This window comes from Kitasatospora sp. NPDC001309, assembly GCF_042896295.1.
Taxonomy (GTDB): Bacteria; Actinomycetota; Actinomycetes; order Streptomycetales; family Streptomycetaceae; genus Kitasatospora.
In genome coordinates this window covers 200348-226733 of the sequence record NZ_JBIAXC010000002.1, presented here as the reverse complement: position 1 = coordinate 226733, position 26386 = coordinate 200348, and the positions used below count along the sequence as shown (strand labels likewise).

Annotated in this window: 15 protein-coding genes; 10 read left to right on the top strand and 5 right to left on the bottom strand. The window is 72.8% G+C overall.

From position 1 onward, the window contains the following. The first annotated feature begins 192 nt into the window (after positions 1-192). Positions 193-2385: a glycogen debranching protein GlgX gene (gene glgX / locus ACFY2K_RS03210; protein WP_380521951.1), complete on the top strand. Its 2193-nt coding sequence runs from the start codon at positions 193-195 to the stop codon at positions 2383-2385. Here glgX and ACFY2K_RS03205 read toward each other — a convergent pair. After that, positions 2378-3805, bottom strand: coding sequence for a family 2B encapsulin nanocompartment shell protein (locus ACFY2K_RS03205; RefSeq protein WP_387709360.1), 1428 nt, complete (start codon positions 3803-3805; stop codon positions 2378-2380). The genes glgX and ACFY2K_RS03205 overlap by 8 nt on opposite strands. A gap of 235 nt (positions 3806-4040) precedes the next feature. On the opposite strand from ACFY2K_RS03205, the gene ACFY2K_RS03200 reads away from it, so the two are divergent. Beyond that, positions 4041-5891 carry an ABC transporter ATP-binding protein gene (locus tag ACFY2K_RS03200; RefSeq protein ID WP_387709358.1) on the top strand — a complete coding sequence of 617 codons (1851 nt, stop codon included), beginning with the start codon at positions 4041-4043 and terminating at the stop codon, positions 5889-5891. Beyond that, on the top strand, positions 5888-7894 hold the full coding sequence (locus ACFY2K_RS03195; protein WP_387709356.1) for an ABC transporter ATP-binding protein: 2007 nt from the start codon (positions 5888-5890) through the stop codon (positions 7892-7894). Before ACFY2K_RS03200 ends, ACFY2K_RS03195 begins: the two co-directional genes overlap by 4 nt. Positions 7895-7997: 103 nt before the next feature. On the opposite strand, the gene ACFY2K_RS03190 is transcribed toward ACFY2K_RS03195, so the two are convergent. Both ACFY2K_RS03190 and glgP read right to left on the bottom strand, forming a co-directional pair. After that, on the bottom strand, positions 7998-8897 hold the full coding sequence (locus tag ACFY2K_RS03190) for a hypothetical protein (protein WP_380521957.1): 900 nt from the start codon (positions 8895-8897) through the stop codon (positions 7998-8000). A 90-nt stretch (positions 8898-8987) separates the two neighbouring features. Continuing rightward, entirely contained in the window at positions 8988-11651 is a 2664-nt protein-coding gene (glgP, locus tag ACFY2K_RS03185; protein WP_380586823.1) for an alpha-glucan family phosphorylase, read from the bottom strand. A 1061-nt stretch (positions 11652-12712) separates the two neighbouring features. Between glgP and ACFY2K_RS03180 the strand changes: the two genes are divergently transcribed. From ACFY2K_RS03180 to glgB, 4 genes are all read left to right on the top strand, one after another. Continuing rightward, positions 12713-14668: an alpha-1,4-glucan--maltose-1-phosphate maltosyltransferase gene (locus tag ACFY2K_RS03180; RefSeq protein WP_380522063.1), complete on the top strand. Its 1956-nt coding sequence runs from the start codon at positions 12713-12715 to the stop codon at positions 14666-14668. Then, positions 14665-16389, top strand: a complete 1725-nt coding sequence (treS, locus tag ACFY2K_RS03175) for a maltose alpha-D-glucosyltransferase (protein WP_380521959.1) — start codon at positions 14665-14667, stop codon at positions 16387-16389. The genes ACFY2K_RS03180 and treS overlap by 4 nt, the downstream gene beginning before the upstream one ends. Before the next feature lie 253 nt (positions 16390-16642). After that, positions 16643-18133, top strand: a complete 1491-nt coding sequence (locus ACFY2K_RS03170) for a phosphotransferase (RefSeq protein ID WP_375891502.1) — start codon at positions 16643-16645, stop codon at positions 18131-18133. A 65-nt stretch (positions 18134-18198) separates the two neighbouring features. Then, entirely contained in the window at positions 18199-20571 is a 2373-nt protein-coding gene (glgB, locus tag ACFY2K_RS03165; protein ID WP_380639532.1) for a 1,4-alpha-glucan branching protein GlgB, read from the top strand. A 33-nt stretch (positions 20572-20604) separates the two neighbouring features. On the opposite strand, the gene ACFY2K_RS03160 is transcribed toward glgB, so the two are convergent. Together ACFY2K_RS03160 and ACFY2K_RS03155 are read right to left on the bottom strand one after the other, a co-directional pair. After that, positions 20605-21009 (bottom strand): type II toxin-antitoxin system VapC family toxin, encoded by a 405-nt coding sequence (locus ACFY2K_RS03160; protein WP_380521963.1) that lies wholly within the window; start codon positions 21007-21009, stop codon positions 20605-20607. Next, positions 21006-21287: a type II toxin-antitoxin system Phd/YefM family antitoxin gene (locus ACFY2K_RS03155; protein WP_375891498.1), complete on the bottom strand. Its 282-nt coding sequence runs from the start codon at positions 21285-21287 to the stop codon at positions 21006-21008. The genes ACFY2K_RS03160 and ACFY2K_RS03155 overlap by 4 nt, the downstream gene beginning before the upstream one ends. Positions 21288-21465: 178 nt before the next feature. Here ACFY2K_RS03155 and pta point away from each other — a divergent pair, with 178 nt between their 5' ends. From pta to pyk, 3 genes are all read left to right on the top strand, one after another. After that, entirely contained in the window at positions 21466-23595 is a 2130-nt protein-coding gene (gene pta, locus ACFY2K_RS03150) for a phosphate acetyltransferase (protein ID WP_387709353.1), read from the top strand. Next, positions 23592-24815 carry an acetate kinase gene (locus ACFY2K_RS03145; RefSeq protein WP_375891496.1) on the top strand — a complete coding sequence of 408 codons (1224 nt, stop codon included), beginning with the start codon at positions 23592-23594 and terminating at the stop codon, positions 24813-24815. Before pta ends, ACFY2K_RS03145 begins: the two co-directional genes overlap by 4 nt. Positions 24816-24909: 94 nt before the next feature. Then, complete coding sequence (pyk, locus tag ACFY2K_RS03140) at positions 24910-26337, top strand: pyruvate kinase (protein WP_387709350.1); 1428 nt, start codon at positions 24910-24912, stop codon at positions 26335-26337. Positions 26338-26386 lie beyond the last annotated feature (49 nt).

Sequence of the window (26386 nt, the reverse complement as noted above, 5' to 3'; positions counted from 1 at the left end):
CCCGAACCACCCCGGGACACGCGCCCACCACCCGCACCACCCCATCCCCACCGACCACCCCCACCCACCGACCGGGGCGAGCGGGACACGCTGCGGGAGGGGACGGTGGAAGGGGTGGGTGCGGAGAGGGGCGTAAACGGGAAAGAGAAGGTGAACGGGGCCCGGGACCCCCCGTTCAGGGAGGGCACGACCATGACCTCAGGCCAGGACCTGGAAGCCGAGGAGGCCGGGGTACGGCCGGGCAGCTGGCAGCCCCTGGGCGCCCGCTTCCGGACGGACCGGCCGGGCGGCCCCGGCACCAACTTCGCCCTCTGGGCGGCCGGTGCCGAGGCCGTCGACCTGTGCCTGTTCGACGAGGACGGCCGGGAGCACCGCCACCGCCTCACCGAGCAGGACCTCCAGGTCTGGCACGCCTTCCTCCCCGGCGTCCGCCCCGGCACCCGCTACGGCTTCCGGGTGCACGGCCGCTGGGACCCGTGGACGGGTGCCCGCTGGAACCCCGCGAAGCTGCTGCTCGACCCGTACGCCCGCGCCGTCGACGGCTGCTACACCTCCCACGACGCCGCGTGCTCCGCCGTCCGCAACTGGCCGGAGGCCGACGTCGCCGACACCGTCCGGGACAACCGCGACTCCGCCCCGTACGTGCCCAGATCCGTGGTCGTCCACGACGACGACGACTGGTACGACGACCACCGCCCGAAGACCCCCTGGGCCGAGACCGTCCTCTACGAGCTGCACGTCCGCGGCTTCACCATGCGCCACCCCGACATCCCCCCGCACCTGCGCGGCACCTACGCCGGCCTGGCCCACCCGGCCGCCCTCGCCCACCTCACCCGCCTCGGGGTGACGGCCGTCGAGCTGCTGCCGGTGCACCAGTACGCCAGCGAGGACCACCTCCAGTCCCGCGGCCTGGTCAACTACTGGGGCTACAACACCGTCGGCTACTTCGCCCCGCACGCCGGCTACTCCGCCTCGGGCTCACGCGGCGGCCAGGTCGGCGAGTTCAAGCGGATGGTCCGCGCCCTGCACGCCGCCGGGATCGAGGTGATCCTGGACGTGGTGTTCAACCACACCGCCGAGGGCGCCGAGCTGGGGCCCGCCCTCTCCCTGCGCGGCATCGACAACGCCGGCTACTACCGGCTGGCCCCGCACCGCCCGCGCGGCTACGCCGACTACACCGGCTGCGGCAACACCCTGGACACCCGCCGCCCGCAGGTGATCCGGCTGATCACCGACTCGCTGCGCTACTGGGTCTCCGAGATGGGCGTGGACGGCTTCCGCTTCGACCTCGCGGCCGCCCTGGCCCGGGCGAGCGACGGCGTCGACATGGAGCACCCCTTCCTCGCCGCGATCGCCCAGGACCCCCTGCTGAGCCGGGTGAAGCTGATCGCCGAGCCGTGGGACGTCGGCCCGGGCGGCTACCAGGTCGGCGGATTCCCCCCGCTGTGGGCCGAGTGGAACGACCGCTACCGCGACACCGTCCGGGACTTCTGGCGCGGCGCCCGCCCGGACGTGCGCGAGCTCGGCTACCGGCTGGCCGGCTCCTCCGACCTCTACCAGCGCGCCGGCCGCCGCCCGTACGCCTCCGTCAACTACGTGACGGCGCACGACGGTTTCACCCTGCGCGACCTGGTCTCCTACGACCGCAAGCACAATGAGGCCAACGGCGAGGCCAACCGGGACGGCACGGACGACAACCGCTCCTGGAACCACGGCACCGAGGGCGAGACCACCGACCCGGAGGTGAACGCCCTGCGGCTGCGCCAACTGCGCAACCTGACCGCCACGTTGCTGCTCTCCGCGGGCGTCCCGATGATCACCGCCGGGGACGAGCTGGGCCGCACCCAGGGCGGCAACAACAACGCCTACTGCCAGGACGGCGAGGTCAGCTGGCTGGACTGGTCGCTGCTGGAGCAGCCCGGCTGGCAGGAGCTGTGCGCACTGACCGGACGGCTGGTCCGGCTGCGCCGGGCCCACCCGGTGCTGCGCCGGCGGGCGTTCTTCTCCGGCCGGGCCGCCACTCCCGGGGGACAGCCGGACCTCGCCTGGTTCACCCCGCTGGGCAAGGAGATGACCGAGGCCGACTGGTTCGGCCCCACGGCCTGCCTCGGCATGCTGCTCTCCGGCGCCGCGCTGCCCGAACGGGACGACACCGGGCTCCCGCTGGCCGACGACAGCTTCCTGCTGCTGCTCAACTCCGGCCCCGAACCGGTGGCGTTCACCTTGCCCGGCGAACCCTGGGCGGAGCCGGAGGCCGCCTACGAGACGGTGCTGGACACGGCCGCCGCGGGCACCGGCGAGGCCCGGCCGCGGGGCGCGGTGGTACTGGGCGGGCGCTCGCTGCAACTGCTGCGCGCACCCGCCCGCGACGCCCTGGTCAGTTGAAGGGGTGGCTGACCTCGACGTTCTCCAGGACGCCGAGCGCGTCCGGCACCAGCACCGCCGCCGAGAAGTAGGCGCTGACCAGGTAGGAGGAGAGCGCCTGCTCGTTGATGCCCATGAAGCGGACGTTCAGGCCGGGCTCGACCTCGTCCGGGATGCCGACCTGGGTGAGGCCGACCACGCCCTGGTCGTCCTCGCCGACGCGCAGCGCGAGGAAGGAGGTGGTCCGGTCGGCCGCCACCGGGATCTTGTCGCAGGTGAGGATCGGCACCCCGCGCCAGACCGGCCGCCGCTTGCCCAGGACGTCGACCGTGCCCGGGTCGATGCCGCGCTTGGTGCACTCCCGCTCGAAGGCGGCGATCGCCTTCGGGTGGGCGAACAGGAAGTCGGTGTCGCGGCGCATGGAGAGCAGCTCGTCCAGGTCGTCCGGGGTGGGCGCGCCCGCGTGGGTCTGGATCCGCTGGTCGAAGTCGGCGTTGTGGAGCAGGCCGAACTCCGGGTTGTTGATCATCTCGTACTCCTGCCGCTCGCGCAGGGCCTCGATGGTCAGCCGCAGCTGTTCCTCGGTCTGGTTCATCGGCTTGCTGTAGAGGTCGGCGACCCGGGTGTGCACCTTGAGCACGGTCTGCGCGACGCTCAACTCGTACTCGCGCGGCGCCAACTCGTAGTCCACGAAGGCGCCGGGCAGCTCGTACTCGCCCTGGTGGCCGGCCGAGAGGTCGATCTCCGCCTCGCCGTGGGCGTTCTGCGCCTGGGCGGCGTCGGCGGCGAAGCCCAACAGCTGCTCGCGCAGCGGCGCGGAGCGGTCGACCAGCTCCTGCAGCCCGGCCGCGTTCAACGCCATGGCGACGCCGGCGGTGCCCGCCCGCACGGTGTACGGCCAGCTGCCGCCGGGCTCGGTGATCACCTCGTCGCCGACGTGGTCGCCGTCCGCGAGGGTGCCGAGCACCGTCTCCTCGCCGTACTTGCCGGTGCCGATCCGGTCGACCTTGCCGTGGGCGATCAGGAACACCTCCTCGATCGGCGCCCCCTCCCGCACCAGGACGTCGCCCGGCGCGAAGTCCCGCTGCACGAAGCGGCGGGCCAGCTCGGCCAGCACCTCCTGGTCCTCGAACCCGCGCAACGCCGGCACCTCGGCCAGCGAGGGCGCGATCACCGTCACCGTGGAACCGGCCTTGGCGAAGCCCACCCGGCCGCGCCCGGGGGCGTAGCTGAGGCGACGGTTGACCCGGTACGTACCCGCGCTGACCTGCACCCACGGCAGCACCCTGAGCAGCCAGCGGGAGGTGATCTCCTGCATCTGCGGCTTCGACTTGGTGGTCGTCGCCAGGTTGCGGGCGGCCGTGGTGCTGAGGCTGAGCTGGGCCCTGACCTGCACGGTTGCCGATCCTGGGCCGGGGGTGGGCTCGGTGTCGACCGTCATGTCCACACACTCCTGTCACTCGCTTGCCGATGAGCATCCGTCAGGAGATGTAATCGGCCGTTCGGCAGGCGCCCGCAAGAGGCGCACGGCGCACTCCTCCCTGCACGAACGGTTCCGCACGCCCCTCAGCACGCCCTCGCCTCACCCGTTCGGGTGGCCGGTTCTCGGCGGCCTTCACCGACAGGGGCGAAAAACCGGATGAGAAATGACGGGCACTCTGCCTACCCTCACCGCGATGGCCGAGAACCGACAAGACTCCGACCGCACGACCGGGCGACGCCGCTCCACGGTCCGCTCACTGCTGCGCCTGTGGCCCTACGCCCGGGCCGTCCGCGGCCGGCTCCTGGTCTCGGTGTCGGCCGCCACCCTCGCCATGCTGAGCACCCTGGCCGTCCCGGTGGTGCTCGGCCGGATCGTCGACGGCCCGCTCGCCCGGCACGACCTCGACGCGCTGTGGCCGCCGATCGGCCTGCTGCTGCTCCTCGGACTGGTCGAGGCCGCCCTGTTCTACACCCGCCGGGTGGTGCTGTCCCGCCCGCTGGGCCGGCTGGAGGCGGCCATGCGCGCCGACCTCTACGCCAAGCTCCAGCGGCTGCCGGTCTCCTTCCACGACCGCTGGGGCTCCGGCCAGATGCTCTCCCGGGCCACCACCGACATGAACGCCATGCGGCTCTTCCTGGCCTTCCCGCTGGTGTTCCTGGTCGTCAACTCGGTGACCTTCCTGGCCGGCACGGTGCTGATGTTCGCCCAGGACTGGCGGCTCGCCGTGATCATCCTGCTGCCCGCCGCGCCGCTGCTGGTGCTCACCCGGCGCTTCGAGTCCGAGTACTCCGTCACCGCCCGGCTCGCCCAGGACCAGAACGGCGACCTCGCCACCGTGGTCGAGGAGTCGGTGCTCGGCATCCGCATCCTCAAGGCCTTCGGGCGGCACCGCGCGATGGCCGAGCACTTCCGCGCCCAGTCCCACCGGCTGCGCCGCACCGAGCTGAGCAAGGCGCACCAGCTCGCCAACCTGTGGGCGGTCATCGTCGGCCTGCCGGAGATCGCGCTGGGCTGCGCCCTGGCCGTCGGCGCCTACCTCGTCGCCCACGACGAGCTGAGCGCCGGCACCCTGGTCGCCTTCCTCTCCACCGCGCTCGCGCTGCGCTGGCCGGTCGAGTCGCTCGGCTGGCTGCTCGCCTACGCCAACGAGGCCGCCACCGCCACCGACCGGTTCTTCGAGGTCATCGACGAGCCCGAACCCGCCGAGCCCGCCGACCCGGCCACCGCGACCGCCGCCCCCGGCCCGCCGGGCACGCCGGGCACCCGGGACGGCATCCGCTTCACCGGCGTCCGCTTCCGCTACCCCGACGCCCCCGACGACACCCCCGACCTGCTGGCCGGCATCGACCTGCACGTCCGCAGCGGCGAGACGATGGCCCTGGTCGGCGCCACCGGCAGCGGCAAGACCACGCTCACCGCCCTGCTCCCCCGGCTGTACGAGGCCACCGGCGGCCGGATCACCCTGGACGGCCGGGACATCGCCGAGCTGCCCCGGCAGGAGCTGCGCGAGCTCGTCGCGGTCGCCTTCGAGGAGCCCACCCTGTTCTCCGCCACCGTCCGGGAGAACGTCCTGATGGGCGCCCCCGGCGCGGACGACCGGCAGCTGGCCTCCGCCCTGGCCACCGCCCAGGCCGGCTTCGTCGAGAAGCTCCCGGCCGGGGTGGGGACCGAGGTCGGCGAGCAGGGCCTGAGCCTGTCCGGCGGCCAGCGCCAGCGCCTCGCGCTGGCCCGCGCCGTGGTCGGCGACCCGCCCTTCCTGGTGCTGGACGACCCGCTCTCCGCGCTCGACGTGCACACCGAGGCCCTGGTCGAACGGGCGCTGCGCGAGGTACTCGGCTCCACCACCGCCCTGGTGGTCGCCCACCGCCCCAGCACGGTGCTGCTCGCCGACCGGGTCGCGGTGCTCGCGGACGGCCGGATCGAGGCCGTCGGCACCCACCAGGAACTGCTCCGGGACTGCCCCCGCTACCGCGAACTGATGTCGGGCGAGGCCGCCCCGGTGCCCGAGGGCCCGTTCGTCCTTGAGGAGGGCTCCACCCGATGACCACCACCGTCGAACCCGCCGGGCCCGCCGGGCCCGCCGCGGCCGACCGGAGCGACCAGACCGACCCGACCGTCCCGGCCGAGGAGGAGCTGCCCGCGCCCCCGGCGGACGAGGAGGACATCCCCGTCCCGCCCGGAGCGCCCCGGGCACTGCTGCGCTCGCTGCTCGCCCCGCACCGGGCCCGGATCACCGTCGCCATGGTGGTGATCCTGGTCCAGCAGGCCGCCCTGCAGTCCGGCCCGCTGCTGGTCGCGGTGGCGATGGACCGCGGCATCCCGGCGCTGCGCGCGCACGACTCCGGCCCGCTGGTCGCGGTGGTGGCCGGCTACCTCTTCTGCGCCCTGCTCAGCCCGCTGCTGCAGTGGGTGTTCATCAAGATCAGCGCCCGGGTGAACCAGGACGTCCTGCTGGACCTGCGCGGCCGGATCTTCCGGCACGCCCAGCGGCTCAGCCTGGACTTCCACGAGCGCTACACCTCGGGCCGGATCATCTCCCGGGCCACCAGCGACATCGACGCGCTGCGCGAACTGCTCTCCGAGGGCCTCCAGGAGCTGCTGACGGTCTTCCTGTCGGTCTGCTACATCTCGGTGCTGCTGGTGGTGCTGGACTGGCGGCTGGGCCTGGCCTCGCTGGCGGCCTTCCTGCCGCTGGCCCTGGTCGCCCACTCCTTCCGCACCCGCTCGCGCCGGGTCTACCGCCGCTCGCGGACGGCCGCCGCCTCGATGATCGTGCGCTTCACCGAGACCATGAACGGCATCCGCCCGGTGCAGGCCTTCCGCCGCGAGAAGGCCAACGACGCCGCCTTCGGTGTGGTCAACCGCCAGGCCTCGGCGGCCAACGCGGAGGGCTTCATGGAGCTCGCCCGGTACGTCGGCCTCTCCCGCGCCACCGCCAACGTCTGGTTCACCGGCATCGTGCTGATGGGCGCCTACCTGGTCGCCGACGACGCGCTGGAGCTGGGCGTGCTGACCGCCTTCGCGCTCTACCTGCGCCGCCTGTTCGACCCGATCGACCAGCTGGCGATGTTCCTGAACAGCTACCAGGCCGCCGCCGCGGCCCTGGAGAAGATCGCCGGCCTGCTCGCCCACGAACCGACCGTCGCCGAGCCGGCCGAGCCGGTCGAACTGCCGCCCCCGCCCCGAGCCGAAGGGCGCGCCGGTGCCGAAAGCGATGAGCGACAAGCGACCGACGAAGGAGGGAGTGCCGGAGCGAAGAACGTCGGCACCGGGTCGGAGCGCCCGGAGGCGAGCGGGCGAGTCACAGCCAAGGGACGAACGGTCTCCTTCGAGGGGACGCGCTTCGCCTACCGCACCGGCAAGGAGGTGCTGCCGCCCTTCGACCTGCTGATCCCGGCCGGGCAGACGGTCGCGGTGGTCGGGGCGACCGGCGCCGGCAAGTCGACGGTCGCCAAGCTGCTGGCCCGCTTCTACGACCCGACGGACGGCCGGATCCGGCTGGACGGCGTGGACCTGCGCGACCTCGCCACCCCGGAGCTGCGGCGCGGGGTGGTGATGGTGACCCAGGAGTCCTTCCTGTTCTCCGGAACCGTCGCCGAGAACATCGCGATCGGCCGCCCCGGCGCCACCCGCGCCGAGGTCGAGCAGGCCGCCCGGGAGATCGGCGCGTACGGGTTCATCGCCGCGCTCCCGGACGGCTTCGACACCGACGTGCGCAAGCGCGGCGGCCGGATCTCCGCCGGGCAGCGCCAGTTGGTCGCCTTCGCCCGCGCCCTGCTGGCCGACCCGGCCGTGCTGATCCTCGACGAGGCGACCAGTTCCCTGGACGTGCCGGGCGAACAGGCCGTGCAGCGGGCGATGCGCACGGTGCTGGCCGGCCGCACGGCGGTGATCATCGCCCACCGGCTCTCCACCGTGGAGATCGCCGACCGGGTGCTGGTGATGGACCAGGGACGGATCGTCGAGGACGGCTCGCCGCGGCAGCTGATCGAGGGGGAGGGCCGTTTCGCCACCCTGCATCGTGCCTGGCGGGACAGTCTGGTGTAAGAAAGGCCCTGGCCGCAGGGCCCCACAGTTGTGCCCGTCCGGGTGCGCCGTCACGCACCCGGGCGGGCCGCTCCATGTCCGGGCCCCGCGGGCCCCGGCCGCGTCAGTTCACCGTCACCACGTAGTCGGTGTGCCAGTCCGGCGAGGGGCGGTCCTCCACCGCGGCCACCACGTCCAGCGTGCCGCCCGGCAGCACCTGCCCGGCGACGGCCGAGGAGTCGATCACCACGGCCGGGTCGATGAAGACCGCGTCCTGGAACCGCGGCCCGCTCGCGTAGTGACAGGTCAGCGTGCGCGGCCCGGTGGCGGTGCAGCCGTACGGGGGCGTGCCGGTCAGCGTGGTGTGCTCGGGCACGGTGACCGCCAGGTCGATCGGGTGCCGCGAGTACGAGGGGCCGGCGTTGTACACCCACAGCGGCAGGTCGATCGTCGCCCCGGGCCTGCCGGTGAGGTCACCGGGCTGCGGGACGGGGTGCCCGGCCTGCCAGGCCGAGGAGGCGCCCACCATGAAGTGGGCCCTGGTGTCGGCGGTGGTCAGGCGGTACGCGGTGGTGTGGCCGGACTGGTCCGGGTCCCCCGGGTAGAAGGCCTGGACGTCGCCGTCGATGGTGAGGAAGGGCTCGGTGATCGGCGCGACGTACAGCGCCAGCCGCTCGACCGAGGCCGCCCCCGGTGCCAGCCCGGCCGGGATCGTGTACGAGCTGCCGGTGCCGAAGTAGGTCAGGGTGACGGCCGGGTCGGCCGACCGCACCACGCCCGGCGCGGGGAGGTGCACCACCACCAGGGTGTCGTCGGTGGTGGCGGCCGGCCCCTGGTTGGTGACCTTCACCTCCAGCGTCCCGGTCCCGCCCGGGACCACCGGGTCCTGCGGCGGGCAGACCTCCAGGGACAGCCGCGCGGTCGCCGGTGGCGCCGGGAGGGGGGCGGTGGCGGCCTGGGCCGGCCACGCCACGAGGAGCACGGAGAGCGCGGCCAGGGCGGCGGCGCGCAGGGTTCGCATCATGGCCTTCACGCTCCCCCCGCCCGTCACCCGGGGCAAGCGGGTGGCTGCCGTCCGTAGCAACGGCGGACGGCAGCCACCCGGTCCGGGGCCTCAGCGCAGCAGCCCGGCGTCCATCCCCGTCGACTCGGCCGGGAGGGCGACCAGCCCCAACTCGGCCGGCGAGGCCAGCCGGGGGTGCGCGGGCAGCACCCGCACGGTGTACCCGAACGGGCCGGTGCGGCCGAGCTCCAGCGCGCCCTCGTAACGGGTGCGGCCGTCCAGGTCGGGCCCGCCGACCGGCTTGAGGGCGAGCACCTCGGCGTCCGAGATGCCGTCCGTCTCGTCGACCCGGCCGGAGACCGCCTGCACCTCGACGTCGCCCGGCTCCAGCGCGCCGAGCGCGACCTGCACCCGCAGCGCCAGCGAGCTGCCCAGCTCCTGGGCCTCGGCCGGACAGTCCGCCTCGACGTGCTCGACCCGCACGCCCGGCCAGCCCTCCCGGACCTTCGCCTTCCAGCCGGCCAGCTCCCGGGCACAGGCGTGGTCGCGGACCGCCAGCTCGCGCTGGGCCAGCGCCGCCGGGGTGTACAGCCGCTCGACGTACTCGCGGACCATCCGCCCGGCCAGCACCTTGGGACCGAGGGTGACCAGGGTGTGCCGGACCATGGCGATCCAGCGGTGCGGCAGCCCGTCGGAGCCCCGGTCGTAGAACCGGCCGGCGACCTGCTCCTCGATCAGGTCGTACAGCGCGGCGGCCTCGATGTCGTCGCGCCGCTCGGCCTCGCTGCTCTCCGGGTCGAGCACGCCGGCGTCCTCGTCGGCGGTGGGGATCGCCCAGCCGTTCTGGCCGTCGTACCACTCGTCCCACCAGCCGTCCAGGACGGACAGGTTGAGGCAGCCGTTGAGCGCGGCCTTCATCCCGGAGGTGCCGCAGGCCTCCAGCGGCCGCAGCGGGTTGTTCAGCCAGACGTCGCAGCCCGGGTAGAGGTGCTGGGCCATCGCCATGTCGTAGTCCGGCAGGAAGACGATCCGGTGGCGCACCGTCGGGTCGTCGGCGAAGGCGACCATCTGCTGGATCAGCCGTTTGCCCCCGTCGTCGGCCGGGTGGGCCTTTCCGGCGACCACGATCTGCACCGGCCGGGTGGGGTGCAGCAGCAGGGCGCGCAGCCGGACCGGGTCGCGCAGCATCAGGGTGAGCCGCTTGTACGAGGGCACCCGGCGGGCGAAGCCGATGGTGAGCACGTCGGGGTCGAGCACCGAGGAGACCCAGCCGAGCTCGGCCTCGCCGGCCCCGCGCTGGCGCCAGGAGGCGCGCAGCCGGCGGCGGGCCTCGTCCACCAGCTGGGCGCGCAGGCTGCGTCGCAGGTCCCAGATCTCGGTGTTGCCGATCCGCTCCAGGCCGGTCCAGCGCTGGGTCTCGCCGGTGGTCATCGCCTCCTCGGCGCGTTCGGCGCCGATCTCGGCGGCGCCCAGGCGGACCACGGCCGGGTCGATCCAGGTGGCGGCGTGCACCCCGTTGGTGACCGAGGTGATCGGCACCTCGGCGGGGTCGAAGCCGGGCCAGAGGCCGTTGAACATCGAGCGGCTGACCTCGCCGTGCAGGGTGGAGACCCCGTTGGCGCGCTGGGCGAGCCGCAGGCCCATGGCGGCCATGTTGAAGAGCTTCGGGTCCCCGCCGGCCCAGGTCTCGGCGCCGAGCGCGAGCACCGGCTCGACCGGGACGCCGGGCAGCGCGGCGTCGCCGTCGAAGTGCCGGGCGACCAGCTCCCGGTCGAAGCGGTCGATGCCGGCCGGGACGGGCGTGTGGGTGGTGAACAGGGTGCCGGCCCGGACGGACTCCAGGGCGGCGGCGAAGTCCAGCCCGGCCCCGGCGGCGACCAGTTCGCGGATCCGCTCGACGCCGAGGAAGCCGGCGTGGCCCTCGTTGGTGTGGAAGACCTCGGGGGCGGGGTGCCCGGTGAGCCGGCAGTAGGCCCGCACGGCCCGGACGCCGCCGATGCCGAGCAGCATCTCCTGGAGCAGCCGGTGCTCGCTGCCGCCGCCGTAGAGCCGGTCGGTGACGTCGCGCTCGGCGGGCGAGTTGGCCTCGATGTCGGAGTCGAGCAGCAGCAGCGGGACCCGCCCGACCTGGGCCTTCCAGATGTGCGCGGCGAGGGTGCGGCCGCCGGGCAGGGCGAGGTCGACCCGGCAGGGGGTGCCGTCGGCCTCCCGGAACAGGCTGACGGCCAGTTCGTCCGGGTCCAGCAGGGGGTAGCGCTCCTGCTGCCAGCCGCTCCGGTCGAGGGACTGGCGGAAGTAGCCGTGCCGGTAGAACAGCCCCACGCCGATGATCGGGACGCCGAGGTCGCTGGCGGCCTTGAGGTGGTCGCCGGCCAGGATGCCGAGGCCACCGGAGTACTGGGGCAGCGCGGCGGCGATGCCGTACTCGGGCGAGAAGTAGGCGATGGCGGTGGGCGGCGGGGTGGCGCCGCCGTCCTGTTGGGCCTGGTACCAGCGCGGGCCGGTGAGGTACTCGCGCAGGTCGTCGGCGAGGTCGCCGAGTCTGCGCAGGAAGCGCCGGTCGGCGGCGAGCGCGGCCAGCCGGGCGGCCGGGACCTCCCCGAGCAGCCGCACCGGGTCCTCGCCGGTCGCGGCCCAGACCTCCGGGTCCACGGACCGGAAGAGGTCCCTGGTCTCGGGGTGCCAGGACCAGCGCAGGTTGAGGGCCAGCTCGTGCAACGGCTGGAGTTGTTCGGGCAGGACGGTGCGGACGGTGAATCTGCGGATTGCCTTCACAGCGGTGAAGCGTAGCCTCGACGCCCGGTCCGACTACGGGTCAAGTGGACTATTGGGCATCCGTTCGGGCTATTGATGAGATCGCATTCGGCGCATTGGTCTGCACGGGGGGCGCGCGAGGCGCACATTTCCGGTCGTCGCGCTACCAATGCGTGAACTCTGCGGAACAGATCCATTTCCGGCTGATCCACGGCCCCGGACAAATCCCGAAACTACTGTCGTACCGCTGCGAAAACCGTGTCGCCGGTGCGAGGATGGCCGAAGGTCGTTGATGCTGCGGGGACAACGACGACGGGTGGCGTCCCCCGTGGAGCAGCACGTCCGAATCCTTTTCGCGTTGATCCTTCCCCTTCTCCCTTAGCCCGTTCGGCGCTCGCCGCGCACCGGCGCGTGTCCTCGCGCACGGTCGGCTCGTTCACGGGTCGACCGGCCCGCCCGGGGGCGTGCCCGCGGAGGCGTGCGCCGGAACGCGCACCGGTTCCGGGGCGCCCCGCCACCGGTTCGGCGGGCGCCGGGCAGGTTGCCGGGGACAGCGGCGCGGGCAGGCTTCCGGTCGCACGTCCACCCCACCCAGCAGTCCTCCCGGTACTCCCCCCGGCCCACCCCCGGCCCGCGCGGGAGCTGCCGCTGATCTCGGGCAGGAGTTTGGCATGCACGGCGACACGCGGGACCAGTCCACACCGGTGGCCGACACCGTCGACGCAGCGGTCGCGGAATCCGCCGGACGGATGGATTCTGACACTCGGACAGACCCGGCGATGCCGTCGCCCCGGGTGTCCGGGGCGGTCCGTACCGAATCCTCCGCAGCACAGGCTCCCACGACGCAGCCCTCCGCAGCGGCCCCCCAACCCGGGGCCGAGGAGGGCCCGGCGGCGGCACCGCGCAGGCGCACCACCACCACGCGCCGCAGCACCGCCACCGCGGGGGCCGGCTCCGGGGCCACCCCGCCGGAGCCCTCGGGAACCGCCGCGAGGACGCCCGCGCGCAAGGCCCCCGCCCGCAAGACCGCCACCAAGACCGCCACCAAGCCCTCCGCCCGCAAGACGACAGAGAGCGACACCGTGATCGGCCGCATCCCCGTCCTGGACGTCAGCCCCCAGATCGACGCCGGCCGCCGCCCGGCCAAGGCCGTCGTCGGCGAGACCTTCCCGGTCACCGCGACCGTCTTCCGCGAGGGCCACGACGCCGTCAACGCCAACGTGGTGCTGCGCGACCCGCGCGGGCGCAGCGGCCCGTGGACGCCGATGCGCGAGCTCGCCGAGGGCACCGACCGCTGGGGGGCGCACGTCACCCCGACGGGCCCGGGCCGCTGGTCGTACCTGGTGGAGGCGTGGAGCGACCCGGTCGCCACCTGGCGGAAGACCGCCGCGGTGAAGCTGCCGGCCGGGATCGACACCGCGCTGGTCCTGGAGGAGGGCGCCCGGCTGCTGGAGCAGGCCGCCGCCGGGGTGCCGAAGAAGGACGGCCGGGCGCACGTGCTGGCCGCCGCGGACGCGCTGCGCGACCCCGGCCTGCCGCCGCTGTCCCGGCTGGCCGCCGCGCTCGCCCCCGAGGTGCTGGAGCTGCTGGCCCGCCACCCGCTGCGGGAGCTGCTCAGCGCCTCCCGCCCGCTGCCGCTCCAGGTGGACCGCGAGCGCGCGCTGTTCGGCTCCTGGTACGAGTTCTTCCCGCGCTCGGAGGGCGCGGTGGTGGACCCGAACGGGGTCGAGCCGCCGCGCTCCGGCACCCTGCGCACCGCCGCCGAACGGCTGCCGGCGGTCGCCGCGATGGACTTCGACGTGGTCTACCTGCCGCCGGTGCACCCGATCGGACGAGCCTTCCGCAAGGGCCCGGACAACACCCTGACGGCCGGTCCGCACGACGTCGGCTCGCCCTGGGCGATCGGCTCGCCGGAGGGCGGCCACGACGCCGTCCACCCGGACCTCGGCACCATCGAGGACTTCGACCACTTCGTCGCCGAGGCCAGGGCGCTGCACCTGGAGGTGGCGCTGGACTTCGCCCTCCAGTGCTCCCCCGACCACCCGTGGGTGAACAAGCACCCGGAATGGTTCAGCCACCGCGCCGACGGCACCATCGCGTACGCCGAGAACCCGCCGAAGAAGTACCAGGACATCTATCCGGTCAACTTCGACCAGGACATGGACGGAATCGTCAAGGAAACCGTCCGGACCCTCCGGTTCTGGATGTCGCACGGCGTCCGGATCTTCCGGGTCGACAACCCCCACACCAAACCGGTGGTGTTCTGGGAGAAGGTGCTCGGCGACATCGCCCGCACCGACCCGGACGTGGTGTTCCTGGCGGAGGCGTTCACCCGCCCCGCGATGATGCACACCCTGGCGAAGATCGGTTTCCACCAGTCGTACACGTACTTCACCTGGCGCACCACCAAGCGCGAACTCACCGAGTACCTCACCGAACTCACCGGCGACGCGGCCGCCTACATGCGCCCCAACTTCTTCGCCAACACCCCGGACATCCTGCACGCCTACCTCCAGCACGGCGGCCGCGCCGCCTTCGCGATCCGCGCCGTGCTCGCCGCCACCCTCTCCCCCAGCTACGGCGTCTACGCCGGCTACGAGCTGTTCGAGAACGAGCCGGCCCACCCCGGCTCCGAGGAGTACCTGCACTCGGAGAAGTACGAGCTCCGCCCCCGCGACTGGAACCGCACCGACACCCTCGCCCCGCTGCTCACCGTGCTGAACCGGCTGCGCCGGCGCCACCCGGCCCTGCAGCAGCTGCGCGACCTGCGCTTCCACCCGACCGACAACGAGCAGGTGCTCGCCTACTCCAAGACCGCGACCACCGCCGACGGCCTGACCGACCGGGTCATCACCGTGGTCAACCTCGACCCGCACCACGTCCAGGAGGCCACCGTCACGCTCGACGGCGACGGGCCCCACGCGGTGCACGACGAGCTCACCGGCGCCGCCTACACCTGGGGCCGGCACAACTACGTCCGGCTCGATCCCTCAGCCGAGCCGGCTCACCTCCTCACGGTTCGGAGGAACCCAGCGTGACAGTGAACGAGCCCGTCCCCGACACCTTTCCGGAGACCTCGAAGAAGAACCTGGACCCGGAGTGGTTCAAACGTGCGGTCTTCTACGAGGTGCTGGTGCGGTCCTTCCAGGACAGCAACGGCGACGGGGTCGGGGACCTCAAGGGGCTCACGACCAAGCTCGACTACCTGCAGTGGCTCGGCGTCGACTGCCTCTGGCTCCCGCCGTTCTTCGCCTCGCCGCTGCGCGACGGCGGGTACGACGTCGCCGACTACAAGTCGGTGCTGCCGGAGTTCGGCGACCTCGCCGACTTCATGGAGTTCACCGACGCCGCACACGCCCGCGGCATGCGCGTGGTCATCGACTTCGTGATGAACCACACCAGCGACCAGCACCCGTGGTTCCAGGCTTCCCGGGCGGACCCGGACGGGCCGTACGGCGACTTCTACATGTGGGCCGACGACGACAAGCAGTACCCGGACGCCCGGATCATCTTCGTCGACACCGAGACCTCCAACTGGACCTACGACCCGGTGCGCAAGCAGTACTACTGGCACCGGTTCTTCTCCCACCAGCCGGACCTCAACTACGACAACCCCCGCGTCCAGGACGAGATGATCGCCGGGCTGCGGTTCTGGCTCGACCTCGGCATCGACGGCTTCCGGCTGGACGCGGTGCCGTACCTGTTCGCCCGCGAGGGCACCAACTGCGAGAACCTGCCGGAGACCCACGAGTTCCTCCGGCGGGTCCGCAAGGAGATCGACGCCGACTACCCGGACACCGTGCTGCTCGCCGAGGCCAACCAGTGGCCGGAGGACGTGGTCGACTACTTCGGCGACTTCACGGCCGGCGGCGACGAGTGCCACATGGCGTTCCACTTCCCGGTGATGCCGCGGATCTTCATGGCCGTGCGCCGGGAGTCCCGGTACCCGGTGTCGGAGATCCTGGCCAAGACCCCGGCGATCCCGGGCGGCTGCCAGTGGGGCATCTTCCTGCGCAACCACGACGAGCTGACCCTGGAGATGGTCACCGACGAGGAGCGCGACTACATGTACGCGGAGTACGCCAAGGACCCGCGGATGCGCGCCAACGTGGGCATCCGCCGCCGGCTCGCCCCGCTGCTGGAGAACGACCGCAACCAGATCGAGCTGTTCACCGCCCTGCTGCTCTCCCTGCCCGGCTCGCCGGTGCTCTACTACGGGGACGAGATCGGCATGGGCGACAACATCTGGCTGGGCGACCGGGACGGCGTGCGCACGCCGATGCAGTGGACCCCGGACCGCAACGCGGGTTTCTCCTCCGCCGACCCGGGCAGGCTCAGTCTGCCGCCCATCATGGACCCGGTGTACGGCTACCAGGTGACCAACGTCGAAGCGCAGCAGAGCAGTTCGAGTTCCCTGCTGCACTGGACGCGTCGCATGATCGAGATCCGCAAGCTCAACCCGGCGTTCGGCCTGGGCACCTACACCGAACTGCCGTCCAGCAACCCCGCCGTGCTGGCCTTCGTGCGCGAGTACGAGGGGGACCTGGTCATGTGCGTGAACAACTTCTCGCGGTTCGCGCAGCCGACCGAGCTGGACCTCCGGCAGTACGGCGGGCGGTACCCGGTCGAGCTGATCGGCGGAGTGCGCTTCCCGTCGATCGGCGAGTGGCCCTACCTGCTCACGCTGGCCGGCCACGGCTTCTACTGGTTCCAACTCCGGCAGCCCCCGCGCACGAGCGGAACCGGGCGGTCGAAGTAACGATCCGCCGAGCCCTGCCACCAGCGGCCCGCACAGCACCACCAGACCCTCCGGGGGCGCGAGTTGACCCCCGCGCCCCCGGAGTTCTCTGCACCACCGCGTACGGAGAACAGCCCAACGGCCACCCACACGAAGGCGTGACACCCGAGCCGTGCTCGCGTGCCGCGACCGCCGCGCCGCCGAAATCCGGAAGACTGACGGACCCCGGCCACGACCCGTCGGGCCGTCCGCGTGCTTCCGGGGAAAGGGAGTCATGTCCGAAACCTCCCGTTCGCAAGCCCATGTGCAGCACGACGCCCCGGCCGGCTCCGCGCCGCACCCGGGCGCGCGGGGCACCGGGGTCCGGAGAACGGCCCTGGGGGTCAGCGAGCTCGTCCAGGCGGCCCTGCCGCTGATCGCCGACTGGCTCCCCACCCAGCGCTGGTACGCCGGGAAGGGGCGCCCCATCACCGGCCTCGTCCCGGTGGTCGGCACCCCGCTGCAGGTCGGCGACCCGGCCCTGCTGCACCTGCTGCTGCGGGTCGAACACGCCACCACGGCCGGCCTCCCGCACGGCGACACCTACCAACTGCTGCTCGGCATCCGCTCCCAGGGGCCCGCCGGGATCGAACCCGGCGCCGTGCTCGGCCGGCTCACCCAGGGCCCGTACGACGGCGCCGCCCTCTACGACGCCGTGCACGACCCCGAACTCACCGGACGCCTCCTGGAACACCTGGCCACCGGCGACCGGTTCGGCTCGCTCTCCTTCCGCCGCACCCCCGGCTCCGGACTGCCCGCCAACCTCCCCGGCCGCGCCTCCACCGCCGAACAGTCCAACAGCTCGGTCATCTACGGCACCTCGTACATCCTCAAACTGTTCCGGCGCGTCCACCCCGGCACCAACCCCGACCTGGAACTCTCCCTCGCCCTCTCCCGGGCCGGCTCCACCCGCATCCCCCGGGTCGCCGCCTGGTTCGAGAGCCGGATGGAACGCGCCGAACCCGCCACCCTCGGACTGCTCCAGCGCTACCTGCCGGACGCCGAGGACGGCTGGGAACTCGCCCTCGACCAGGTCGGCCGGCTCAAGGGCGACCGCTCCCCCGGCAACTTCGCCATCGAGGCGCACCGGCTCGGCCGGGCCACCGCCGAGGTGCACCGGGTGCTCGCCCGCTCCATGCCCGTCGCCCGGCTCGACCGCACCGAGACCGGCCGGCTCGCCACCGCGATGGCCGACCGGCTGGACAGCGCCGTCGCCGCCGTCCCCGGCCTGCTGCGCTTCCGCGCCGCCCTGCGCGCCGCCTTCCAGCAGCTCGCCGACGCCCACCCGGACGGCCTGCCGGTCCAGCGCATCCACGGCGACCTCCACCTCGGCCAGGCCATGCGCACCCCGCACGGCTGGGTGCTGCTGGACTTCGAGGGCGAGCCCGCCAAATCCGTCAACGAGCGCCGCGAACCCCAGCCCGCCCTGCGCGACGTCGCCGCGATGCTGCGCTCCTTCGACTACGCGGCCGCCCACCTGCTGGCCGGCGGCCCGGTCGACCCCGAGCTGGCCCACCTCGCCGCCGCCTGGGCCCAGCGCAACCGCACCGCCTTCTGCGCCGGCTACACCGCCGGGGGCGGCGCCGACCCGGCCGCCTCACCCGAGCTGATGCGGGCGCTGGAGATCGACAAGGCGGTGTACGAGGTGGTGTACGAGGCCCGGCACCGGCCCAGCTGGCTGCCGATCCCGCTCGCCGCGATCAACCGGCTCGCCCTGTCCGTCTGACCCCGCGCTCCCGTCCCGCCCGCCCGCCACGAGTTCGCCCATCCCCGCCGCTGGAGGACCACGCCGTGACGCCGCTCGACCCGACCGGCCGCCCCACCCGCCCCGTTCCGGCCACCTTCCTGGCCGGGGCCGCCGAACCCGGGGCCGCCGACCGCGGGGGCTCCGAACGCGGGGGCTCCGAACGCGGGACCGACCGCAGGGCCGCCGCCCCGGCCGGTCCCGCCGCGGACGCCCCGGTCGGCGCCCTGCGCCTGCCCGAGGCGCCGCTGCCGCCGGCCGAGGTGGACCGGCTGGTGAACGGGCAGCACCACGACCCGCACGCCCTGCTCGGCGCCCACCCGGTGCACGGCGGGACGGCGATCCGGGTGCTGCGCCCGTTCGCCGACCGGGTGGTGGTGGAGACCGCCCACGGCCCCGCCGAACTCACCCACCAGCAGGGCGGGTTGTTCACCGGCCTGCTGGCGGGCGGCGAACAACCGGACTACACCCTGCTGGTGGACTACCCCGACGGCGAACCCCAGCGCCAGCACGACGGCTACCGCACTCCGCCCACCCTCGGCGAACTCGACCTGCACCTGATCTCCGAGGGCCGGCACGAACAGCTGTGGCAGGCGCTCGGCTCGCACGTGCGCACCGTCGACGGCGTGGCCGGCACCGCCTTCGCGGTCTGGGCGCCCAACGCCGCCGGAGTGCGGCTGATCGGCGACTTCAACCACTGGAACGGCAGCGGCCACCCGATGCGCTCGCTCGGCTCCTCCGGCGTCTGGGAGCTGTTCGTCCCGGGCGTCGCCGAGGGCGCCACCTACAAGTACGAGATCCACACCCGGCAGGGCTGGGTCCTCGACAAGGCCGACCCGCTCGCCCGGGCCGCCCAGTGCCCGCCCGGCACCGCCTCCGTCGTCACCTCCTCCACCCACCGGTGGCAGGACGACGAGTGGATGGCCCGCCGGGCCCGCACCGCGCACCACCGGGCCCCGATGTCGGTGTACGAGCTGCACCTCGCCTCCTGGCGGCCCGAGCTCACCACCTACCGCGCCATCGCCGAGGAACTGCCGCGCTACCTCAAGGAGTTGAACTTCACCCACGTGGAGTTCATGCCGGTGATGGAGCACCCCTTCGGCGGCTCCTGGGGGTACCAGGTCTCCGGCTACTTCGCCCCCACCGCCCGGCTCGGCAGCCCCGACGACTTCCGGTACCTGGTCGACACCCTGCACCGGCACGGCATCGGCGTGATCGTCGACTGGGTGCCCGCGCACTTCCCCAAGGACGACTTCGCCCTCGCCCGCTTCGACGGCGAACCGCTGTACGAGCCCGCCGACCCGCAGCGCGCCGAGCACCCCGACTGGGGGACGCTGGAGTTCGACTACGGCCGCACCGAGGTGCGCAACTTCCTGGTCGCCAACGCCGTGTACTGGTGCGAGGAGTTCCACATCGACGGCCTGCGGGTCGACGCGGTCGCCTCGATGCTCTACCTCGACTACTCCCGCGAGGGCGGCGGCTGGACGCCCAACCAGTACGGCGGCCGGGAGAACCTGGACGCGGCCGCCTTCCTCCAGGAGATGAACGCCACCGTCTACCGGCGCTGCCCCGGCGTGATCACCATCGCCGAGGAGTCCACCGCCTGGGACGGCGTCACCCGGCCCACCGACGCCGGCGGCCTCGGCTTCGGGCTCAAGTGGAACATGGGCTGGATGCACGACTCGCTGGTCTACATGTCCAAGGAGCCGGTGCACCGCAAGTACCACCACAACGACATCACCTTCTCGATGGTGTACGCCTACTCCGAGAACTACGTCCTGCCGATCTCCCACGACGAGGTCGTCCACGGCAAGCAGGCCCTGGTCTCCAAGATGCCCGGCGACTGGTGGCAGCAGCGCGCCAACCACCGCGCCTACCTGGGCTTCATGTGGTCCCACCCCGGCAAGCAACTGCTCTTCATGGGGCAGGAGTTCGCCCAGGGCGCGGAATGGGACCACGAGCAGGGCCCGCAGTGGTGGGTGCTCGACGAGCAGTGGCCCGCCCACCAGGACCACCGGGGCGTGCGCCGCCTCGTCCGCGACCTCAACCGGGCCTACCGGGACACCCCCGCCCTCTGGGAGCTGGACACCACCCCGGACGGCTTCCGCTGGCTCGACGGCGGCTCCGCCGAGGACAACCTGCTCTCCTTCGTCCGCTTCGCCGCCGACGGCACCCCGCTGGTCGCCGTCTGCAACTTCTCCCCCGTCGTCCGCCACGGCCACCGGGTCGGCCTGCCCGCCCTGGACGGCCGCGAGCAGCTCTGGGAGGAGCTGCTGAACACCGACGCCGAGGCCTACGGCGGCAGCGGCACCGGCAACTCCCGCCCGATCAAGGCCGATCCGGTCGAGTGGAACGGCCAGCCGCGCTCCGCCGAACTGGTCCTCCCCCCGCTCGCCACCCTCTGGCTCCGCCCGGCCTGAGCAGCCCCGGGCGCCCGCCCCCACGGGCGGGCGTCACCGGGGGGCCGTGACCGGGAACCCGAGCTCCTCGGCGGCCCGGCCGAGCTCGCGGTCGTAGGTGACGAAGTCGGTGAGTTCGGCGCGGAAGGGCTCCGCGCTGGCAAGGTGGAGCGCGTCCAGCGATCCCAGCCGCGGAGTGCGGTAGGCGAGCGCCCTGGCCAGCACCGCGCTGCTGAGGTCGACCCGGTAGGCCCCCCGGAGCGCCTGGTCCACGTGGTACGGGACCAGCTGGTGCGACAGGCCCGCACGGATCAGCGTGCGGGTGATCTCCAGCCGGGCCAGTTCACTGGTGATCAGTTCGGTGCCGTCGGGCAGCGCCTCCCGCCAGGCTCGCAGCGCGGCGGTCTCCGGCTCCGGCTTGATGAACTTCAGCAGCGCGCAGGAGTCCAGGTAGATCAACGGTCGCGCTCCCGGTTCCGGTCCTCGATCAGCAGGTCCGACAGGCTGCCGACGTCCGGCAGCAGGTCGAGGGCGAGCTCGGGCATGCCCTGCTCGGTGGGCGGAGTGACCTCGCCGGCCGCGACCAGGCGTTCGAGGGTCGACTCCGGGGCCGTCTCCGGCACCAGTCTCAGCACGGGCCGCCCGCGGTCGGTCACGACGATCGTCGCGCCGGCCCGGACCCGCGCGACTGCCTTGGACGGGTTCTGGTTCAACTCACGCAGTCCCATGGTCTCCATACCAGCCAATGTAACTACATGAGGTAGGTACATCAAGGGCAGGCGTCGGCGCAAGTCCCCGGCCCGGGCCCTTGGTCCCTTGCCCCTCCCCCCTGCCTCTGCTCGCGGACGGGCGTTCGTGGTGCGAAGGTATGGTCGAGATGACCAGCTTCCGAGGCGACGGGACGGAGACATCCGCGTGGCGCGCAGCGTGTACGTGACCGGGATCGACCGGGGGGACGGCCGGCAGGCCGTCGAACTCGGGGTCATGGAACTGCTCACCCGCCAGGTGGACCGGGTCGGGGTGTTCCGTCCGCTGGTGCACGCGGCCGCGCCCGGCGAGTCCGGCTCCGACCACGTCGTCGAGCTGCTGCGCGGGCGGTACCGGATCGACCTGCCGGGCCCCGAGCTGTACGGGCTCACCTACGAGGAGGCGGCCGCGCTCCAGGCCGCCCAGGGGCAGGACGAGCTGGTCTCCGCGCTGGTCGACCGCTTCCGGGCGCTGGAGCGGCGCTGCCAGGCGGTGCTGGTGCTCGGCACCGACTTCGCCGACACCAACATCCCGGACGAGCTGGCCTTCAACGCCCGGCTCGCCAACGAGTTCGGCGCCGCCGTACTGCCGGTGGTCGGCGGCCAGGGCAAGGACCCGGAGGCCGTGATCGCCGAGGTGCGCAACGCCCACCGGGCGTACACCGACCTCGGCTGCGAGACCCTGGCGATGATCGCCAACCGGACCTCCCCGGGCGCCAAGCAGCGGATCCAGCGCACGCTCACCGAGAAGCTGCCGATCCCGGCGTACGTGATCCCGGAGGAGCCGGCGCTGGCCGCGCCGACGGTCGCCCAGCTGGTGGAGTCGACCGGCGCCGAGGTGCTGCTCGGTGACGCGGCCGGGCTGGCCCGGGACGTCCGCGGCTTCGTCTTCGGCGGCGCCATGCTGCCCACCTTCCTGGACGCGCTGACCGAGGGCGCCCTGGTCGTCACCCCCGGGGACCGCGCCGACCTGGTGATCGGCTCGCTGGCCGCGCACGCGGCCGGCGCCCCGCCGATCGCCGGCGTGCTGCTGACCCTCGGCCAGCACCCCGGCCCGAACGTGATGGCGCTGGCCGCCCGGCTCGCCCCCGGCACCCCCGTCGCGGTCGTCCCGGAGGGCAGCTGGCCCACCGCCGCCACCCTGACCCACCTGGAGGGCAAGCTCACCGCGGCCAGCCCCCGGAAGGCCGAGATCGCCCTCGGACTGTTCGAACTGCACGTGGACACCGCCGAGTTGACCAACCGGATCGAGGTCGGCCGGTCCGAGCGGGTGACCCCGATGATGTTCGAGCACGAGCTGCTGGAGCGCGCCCGGGCCGGCCGCCGGCACGTGGTGCTGCCCGAGGGCACCGAGGAGCGGGTGCTGCGGGCGGCGGAGATCCTGCTGCGCCGCAACATCTGCGACCTCACCCTGCTCGGCGAGGTCGACGCGGTGCGCCGCAAGGCCGCGGGCCTGGGCATCGTCCTCCCGCAGGACGACCCGGGCGCCGACCGCGCCCAGCTCCGGGTCGTCGACCCGAGCACCAGCCCGCTGCGCCGCCAGTTCGCCGAGCTGTACGCCCGGCTGCGCGCCCACAAGGGGATGACCGTCGAGCTGGCCCTGGACGTGGTCACCGACGTCTCCTACTTCGGCACCCTGATGGTCCAGGAGGGCATCGCCGACGGCATGGTCTCCGGCGCGGTGCACTCCACCGCGGCGACCATCCGCCCCGCCTTCGAGGTGATCAAGACCTCGCCGGGCGCGTCCATCGTGTCGAGCGTCTTCTTCATGTGCCTGGCCGACAAGGTGCTGGTGTACGGCGACTGCGCGGTCAACCCGGACCCGGACGCCCAGCAGCTGGCCGACATCGCGATCCAGTCGGCCGCCACCGCCGCCCAGTTCGGGGTGGAGCCGCGGGTCGCGATGCTCTCGTACTCGACCGGCACCTCCGGCTCGGGCGCGGACGTCGACAAGGTCCGCAAGGCCACCGAGCTGGTCCGCGCGCTGCGGCCGGACATCCTGGTGGAGGGCCCGATCCAGTACGACGCGGCGGTGGACGAGCACGTCGCGGCCACCAAGCTGCCGGGCTCGCCGGTGGCCGGGCGGGCGACCGTGCTGATCTTCCCGGACCTCAACACCGGCAACAACACCTACAAGGCCGTCCAGCGCTCGGCCGGCGCGGTCGCGGTCGGCCCGGTGCTCCAGGGGCTGCGCAAGCCCGTCAACGACCTCTCCCGCGGCGCGCTGGTGGAGGACATCGTCAACACCGTGGCGATCACCGCCATCCAGGCCCAGGACGACAAGGAGCCGCAGGCATGACCGCAGGGACGCGCGTCCTCGTACTCAACGCCGGCTCCTCGTCGGTGAAGTACCAGCTGATCGACATGCTGGACGGCGCCCGGCTCGCCTCCGGGCTGGTGGAGCGGATCGGCGAGGCGGGCGGCCGGCTGGTGCACACCCCGCGGGCCGGCGAGCGGCGCGAGCTGGTGCAGGCCTTCCCGGACCACTCGGCCGCGTTGAAGGCCGTCGCCGAGGAGCTGGCCGCCGACGGCATCGGGCTGGACTCCCCCGAGCTGGCCGCGATCGGCCACCGGGTGGTGCACGGCGGCAAGCGGTTCACCGAGCCGACGGTGATCACCGACGAGGTGCTCAGGGAGATCCGCCGGCTGATCCCGGTCGCGCCGCTGCACAACCCGGCGAACATCACCGGCATCGAGGTGGCCCGGGCGCTCCGGCCGGACCTGCCGCAGGTGGCCGTGTTCGACACCGCCTTCCACGCCTCGATGCCCGAGTACGCGGCCCGCTACGCGATCGACAAGGCCGTCGCCGACGAGCACCGGGTGCGCCGCTACGGCTTCCACGGCACCTCGCACCAGTACGTCTCGCGGGCCACCGCCCGGCTGCTCGGCAAGGACCCGGCCGAGGTCAACGTGATCGTGCTGCACCTGGGCAACGGCGCCTCCGCCTCGGCGGTCAGCGGCGGCCGCTGCGTGGACACCTCGATGGGCCTCACCCCCCTGGAGGGCCTGGTCATGGGCACCCGTTCGGGTGACATCGACGCGGGCGTGGTGTTCCACCTGCACCGGGTCGGCGGCCTGTCCGTCGACCAGATCGACGACCTGCTCAACCGCCGCAGCGGGCTGCGCGGCCTGTGCGGCGAGAACGACATGCGGGAGATCATGCGTCGCGCCGACGAGGGGGACGCGGACGCGCAGCTCGCCTTCGACGCGTACGTCCACCGGCTGCGCAAGTACATCGGCGGCTACTACGCGGTGCTCGGCCGGGTGGACGCGATCGCGTTCACCGCGGGCGTCGGGGAGAACGCCGCGCCGGTGCGCGCGGCGGCCACCGCGGGACTGGAGGAGCTGGGCATCGCCGTGGACCCGGAGCTGAACTCGGTGCGCTCGGGCGACGCCCGGATCATCTCGCCCGGGTTCTCCCGGGTGGCGGTCGCGGTGGTGCCGACCGACGAGGAGCTGGAGATCGCCCGGCAGGCCTTCGCCCTGGTGCACCGCGAGAGCGAGCTGTCCGAGGACTGACACGGAATCGTCTCGTTCCTCGGGATCATTCGTCGGCGATTCCTCCCGGTCCGTGCCGAATGCACCTATAACACGAACGGATAGACTGATCCATATGCGCCGAGCGAAAATTGTCTGCACCCTGGGTCCGGCCACGGACTCCTACGAACAGCTGAAGGCCATCGTCGAGGCGGGCATGAACGTCGCCCGACTGAACATGAGCCACGGCAACCACGCGGACCACGAGGAGCGGTACCGCAAGGTCCGCCAGGTCTCGGAGGACACCGGCAAGGCCATCGGCGTCCTGGCCGACCTCCAGGGTCCCAAGATCCGTCTGGCGACCTTCGCCAACGGCCCGGTGACCGTCGACAACGGCGACGAGTTCACCATCACCACCGAGGACGTCCCCGGTGACCAGCACATCTGCGGCACCACCTACAAGGGCCTGCCCGGCGACGTGAAGCCCGGCGACCCGATCCTGATCAACGACGGCGTCATCGCCCTGGAGGTCGTCAGCGTCGACGGCCCGCGGGTGAAGACCGTGGTGGTCGAGGGCGGCGTGCTCTCGAACAACAAGGGCATCAACCTGCCCGGTGCGGCCGTGAACGTCCCCGCCCTGTCCGAGAAGGACAAGGACGACCTGCGCTTCGCGCTGCATCTGGGCGTCGACATGGTCGCGCTGTCCTTCGTCCGCAACGCGGAGGACATCAAGGACGTCCACGAGGTCATGGACGAGGTCGGCATCCGGGTGCCGGTCATCGCCAAGATCGAGAAGCCGCAGGCCGTCGAGGCCATGGAGGAGATCGTCCTCGCCTTCGACGCCATCATGGTCGCCCGCGGCGACCTGGCCGTCGAGTACCCGCTGGAGCGGGTGCCGCTGGTCCAGAAGCAGCTGATCACCCTGGCCCGCCGCAACGCCAAGCCGGTCATCGTCGCCACCCAGATGATGGAGTCGATGATCCACGCCTCGCGCCCGACCCGCGCCGAGGTCTCCGACGTCGCCAACGCCATCCTGGACGGCACCGACGCGGTGATGCTCTCCGCCGAGTCCAGCGTCGGCAAGTATCCGGTCGAGACCGTCCGCACCATGAGCCGGATCTGCGAGAAGGCCGAGGAGGAACTGGTCTCCCAGGGCCTCCAGCCGCTCAACCCGGGCCGCAAGCCGCGCACCCAGGGCGGCTCCGTCGCCCGCGCCGCGTGCGAGCTGGGCGACTTCCTGAACGGCAAGGCGCTGATCGCGTTCACCAAGTCCGGTGACACCGCGCGTCGGCTGTCCCGCTACCGTTCGCCGATCCCGGTGATCGCGTTCACCCCGGACTCGGCCACCCGCAACCAGCTCTCGCTGAGCTGGGGCGTCGAGTCGTACGTCACCGAGCAGGTGGCCACCACCGACGCGATGGTCGCGCAGGTCGACCGCGAGCTGCTGAAGCTGGGCGAGCTGGGCGAGGGCGACACCGTGATCGTCACCGCCGGTGTCCCGGTCGGCATCCCCGGCACCACCAACATGGTGCAGGTGCACCGCGTGGGCGGCCACGGCGAGTGACGCCCCGGTAGAACGAACGCCGGTGGGGCGGTCCTCCCGTTACGGGAGG

Excerpts from the sequence above, each read along its gene's own strand:
- ACFY2K_RS03205 (WP_387709360.1), bottom strand. The coding sequence starts at position 3,805 with ATGACGGTCGACACCGAGCCCACCCCCGGCCCAGGATCGGCAACCGTG.
- ACFY2K_RS03195 (WP_387709356.1), top strand. The coding sequence starts at position 5,888 with ATGACCACCACCGTCGAACCCGCCGGGCCCGCCGGGCCCGCCGCGGCC.
- ACFY2K_RS03145 (WP_375891496.1), top strand. The coding sequence starts at position 23,592 with ATGACCGCAGGGACGCGCGTCCTCGTACTCAACGCCGGCTCCTCGTCG.
- ACFY2K_RS03200 (WP_387709358.1), top strand. The coding sequence starts at position 4,041 with ATGGCCGAGAACCGACAAGACTCCGACCGCACGACCGGGCGACGCCGC.
- ACFY2K_RS03155 (WP_375891498.1), bottom strand. The coding sequence starts at position 21,287 with ATGGAGACCATGGGACTGCGTGAGTTGAACCAGAACCCGTCCAAGGCA.
- ACFY2K_RS03190 (WP_380521957.1), bottom strand. The coding sequence starts at position 8,897 with ATGATGCGAACCCTGCGCGCCGCCGCCCTGGCCGCGCTCTCCGTGCTC.
- glgX (WP_380521951.1), top strand. The coding sequence starts at position 193 with ATGACCTCAGGCCAGGACCTGGAAGCCGAGGAGGCCGGGGTACGGCCG.
- ACFY2K_RS03170 (WP_375891502.1), top strand. The coding sequence starts at position 16,643 with ATGTCCGAAACCTCCCGTTCGCAAGCCCATGTGCAGCACGACGCCCCG.
- pyk (WP_387709350.1), top strand. The coding sequence starts at position 24,910 with ATGCGCCGAGCGAAAATTGTCTGCACCCTGGGTCCGGCCACGGACTCC.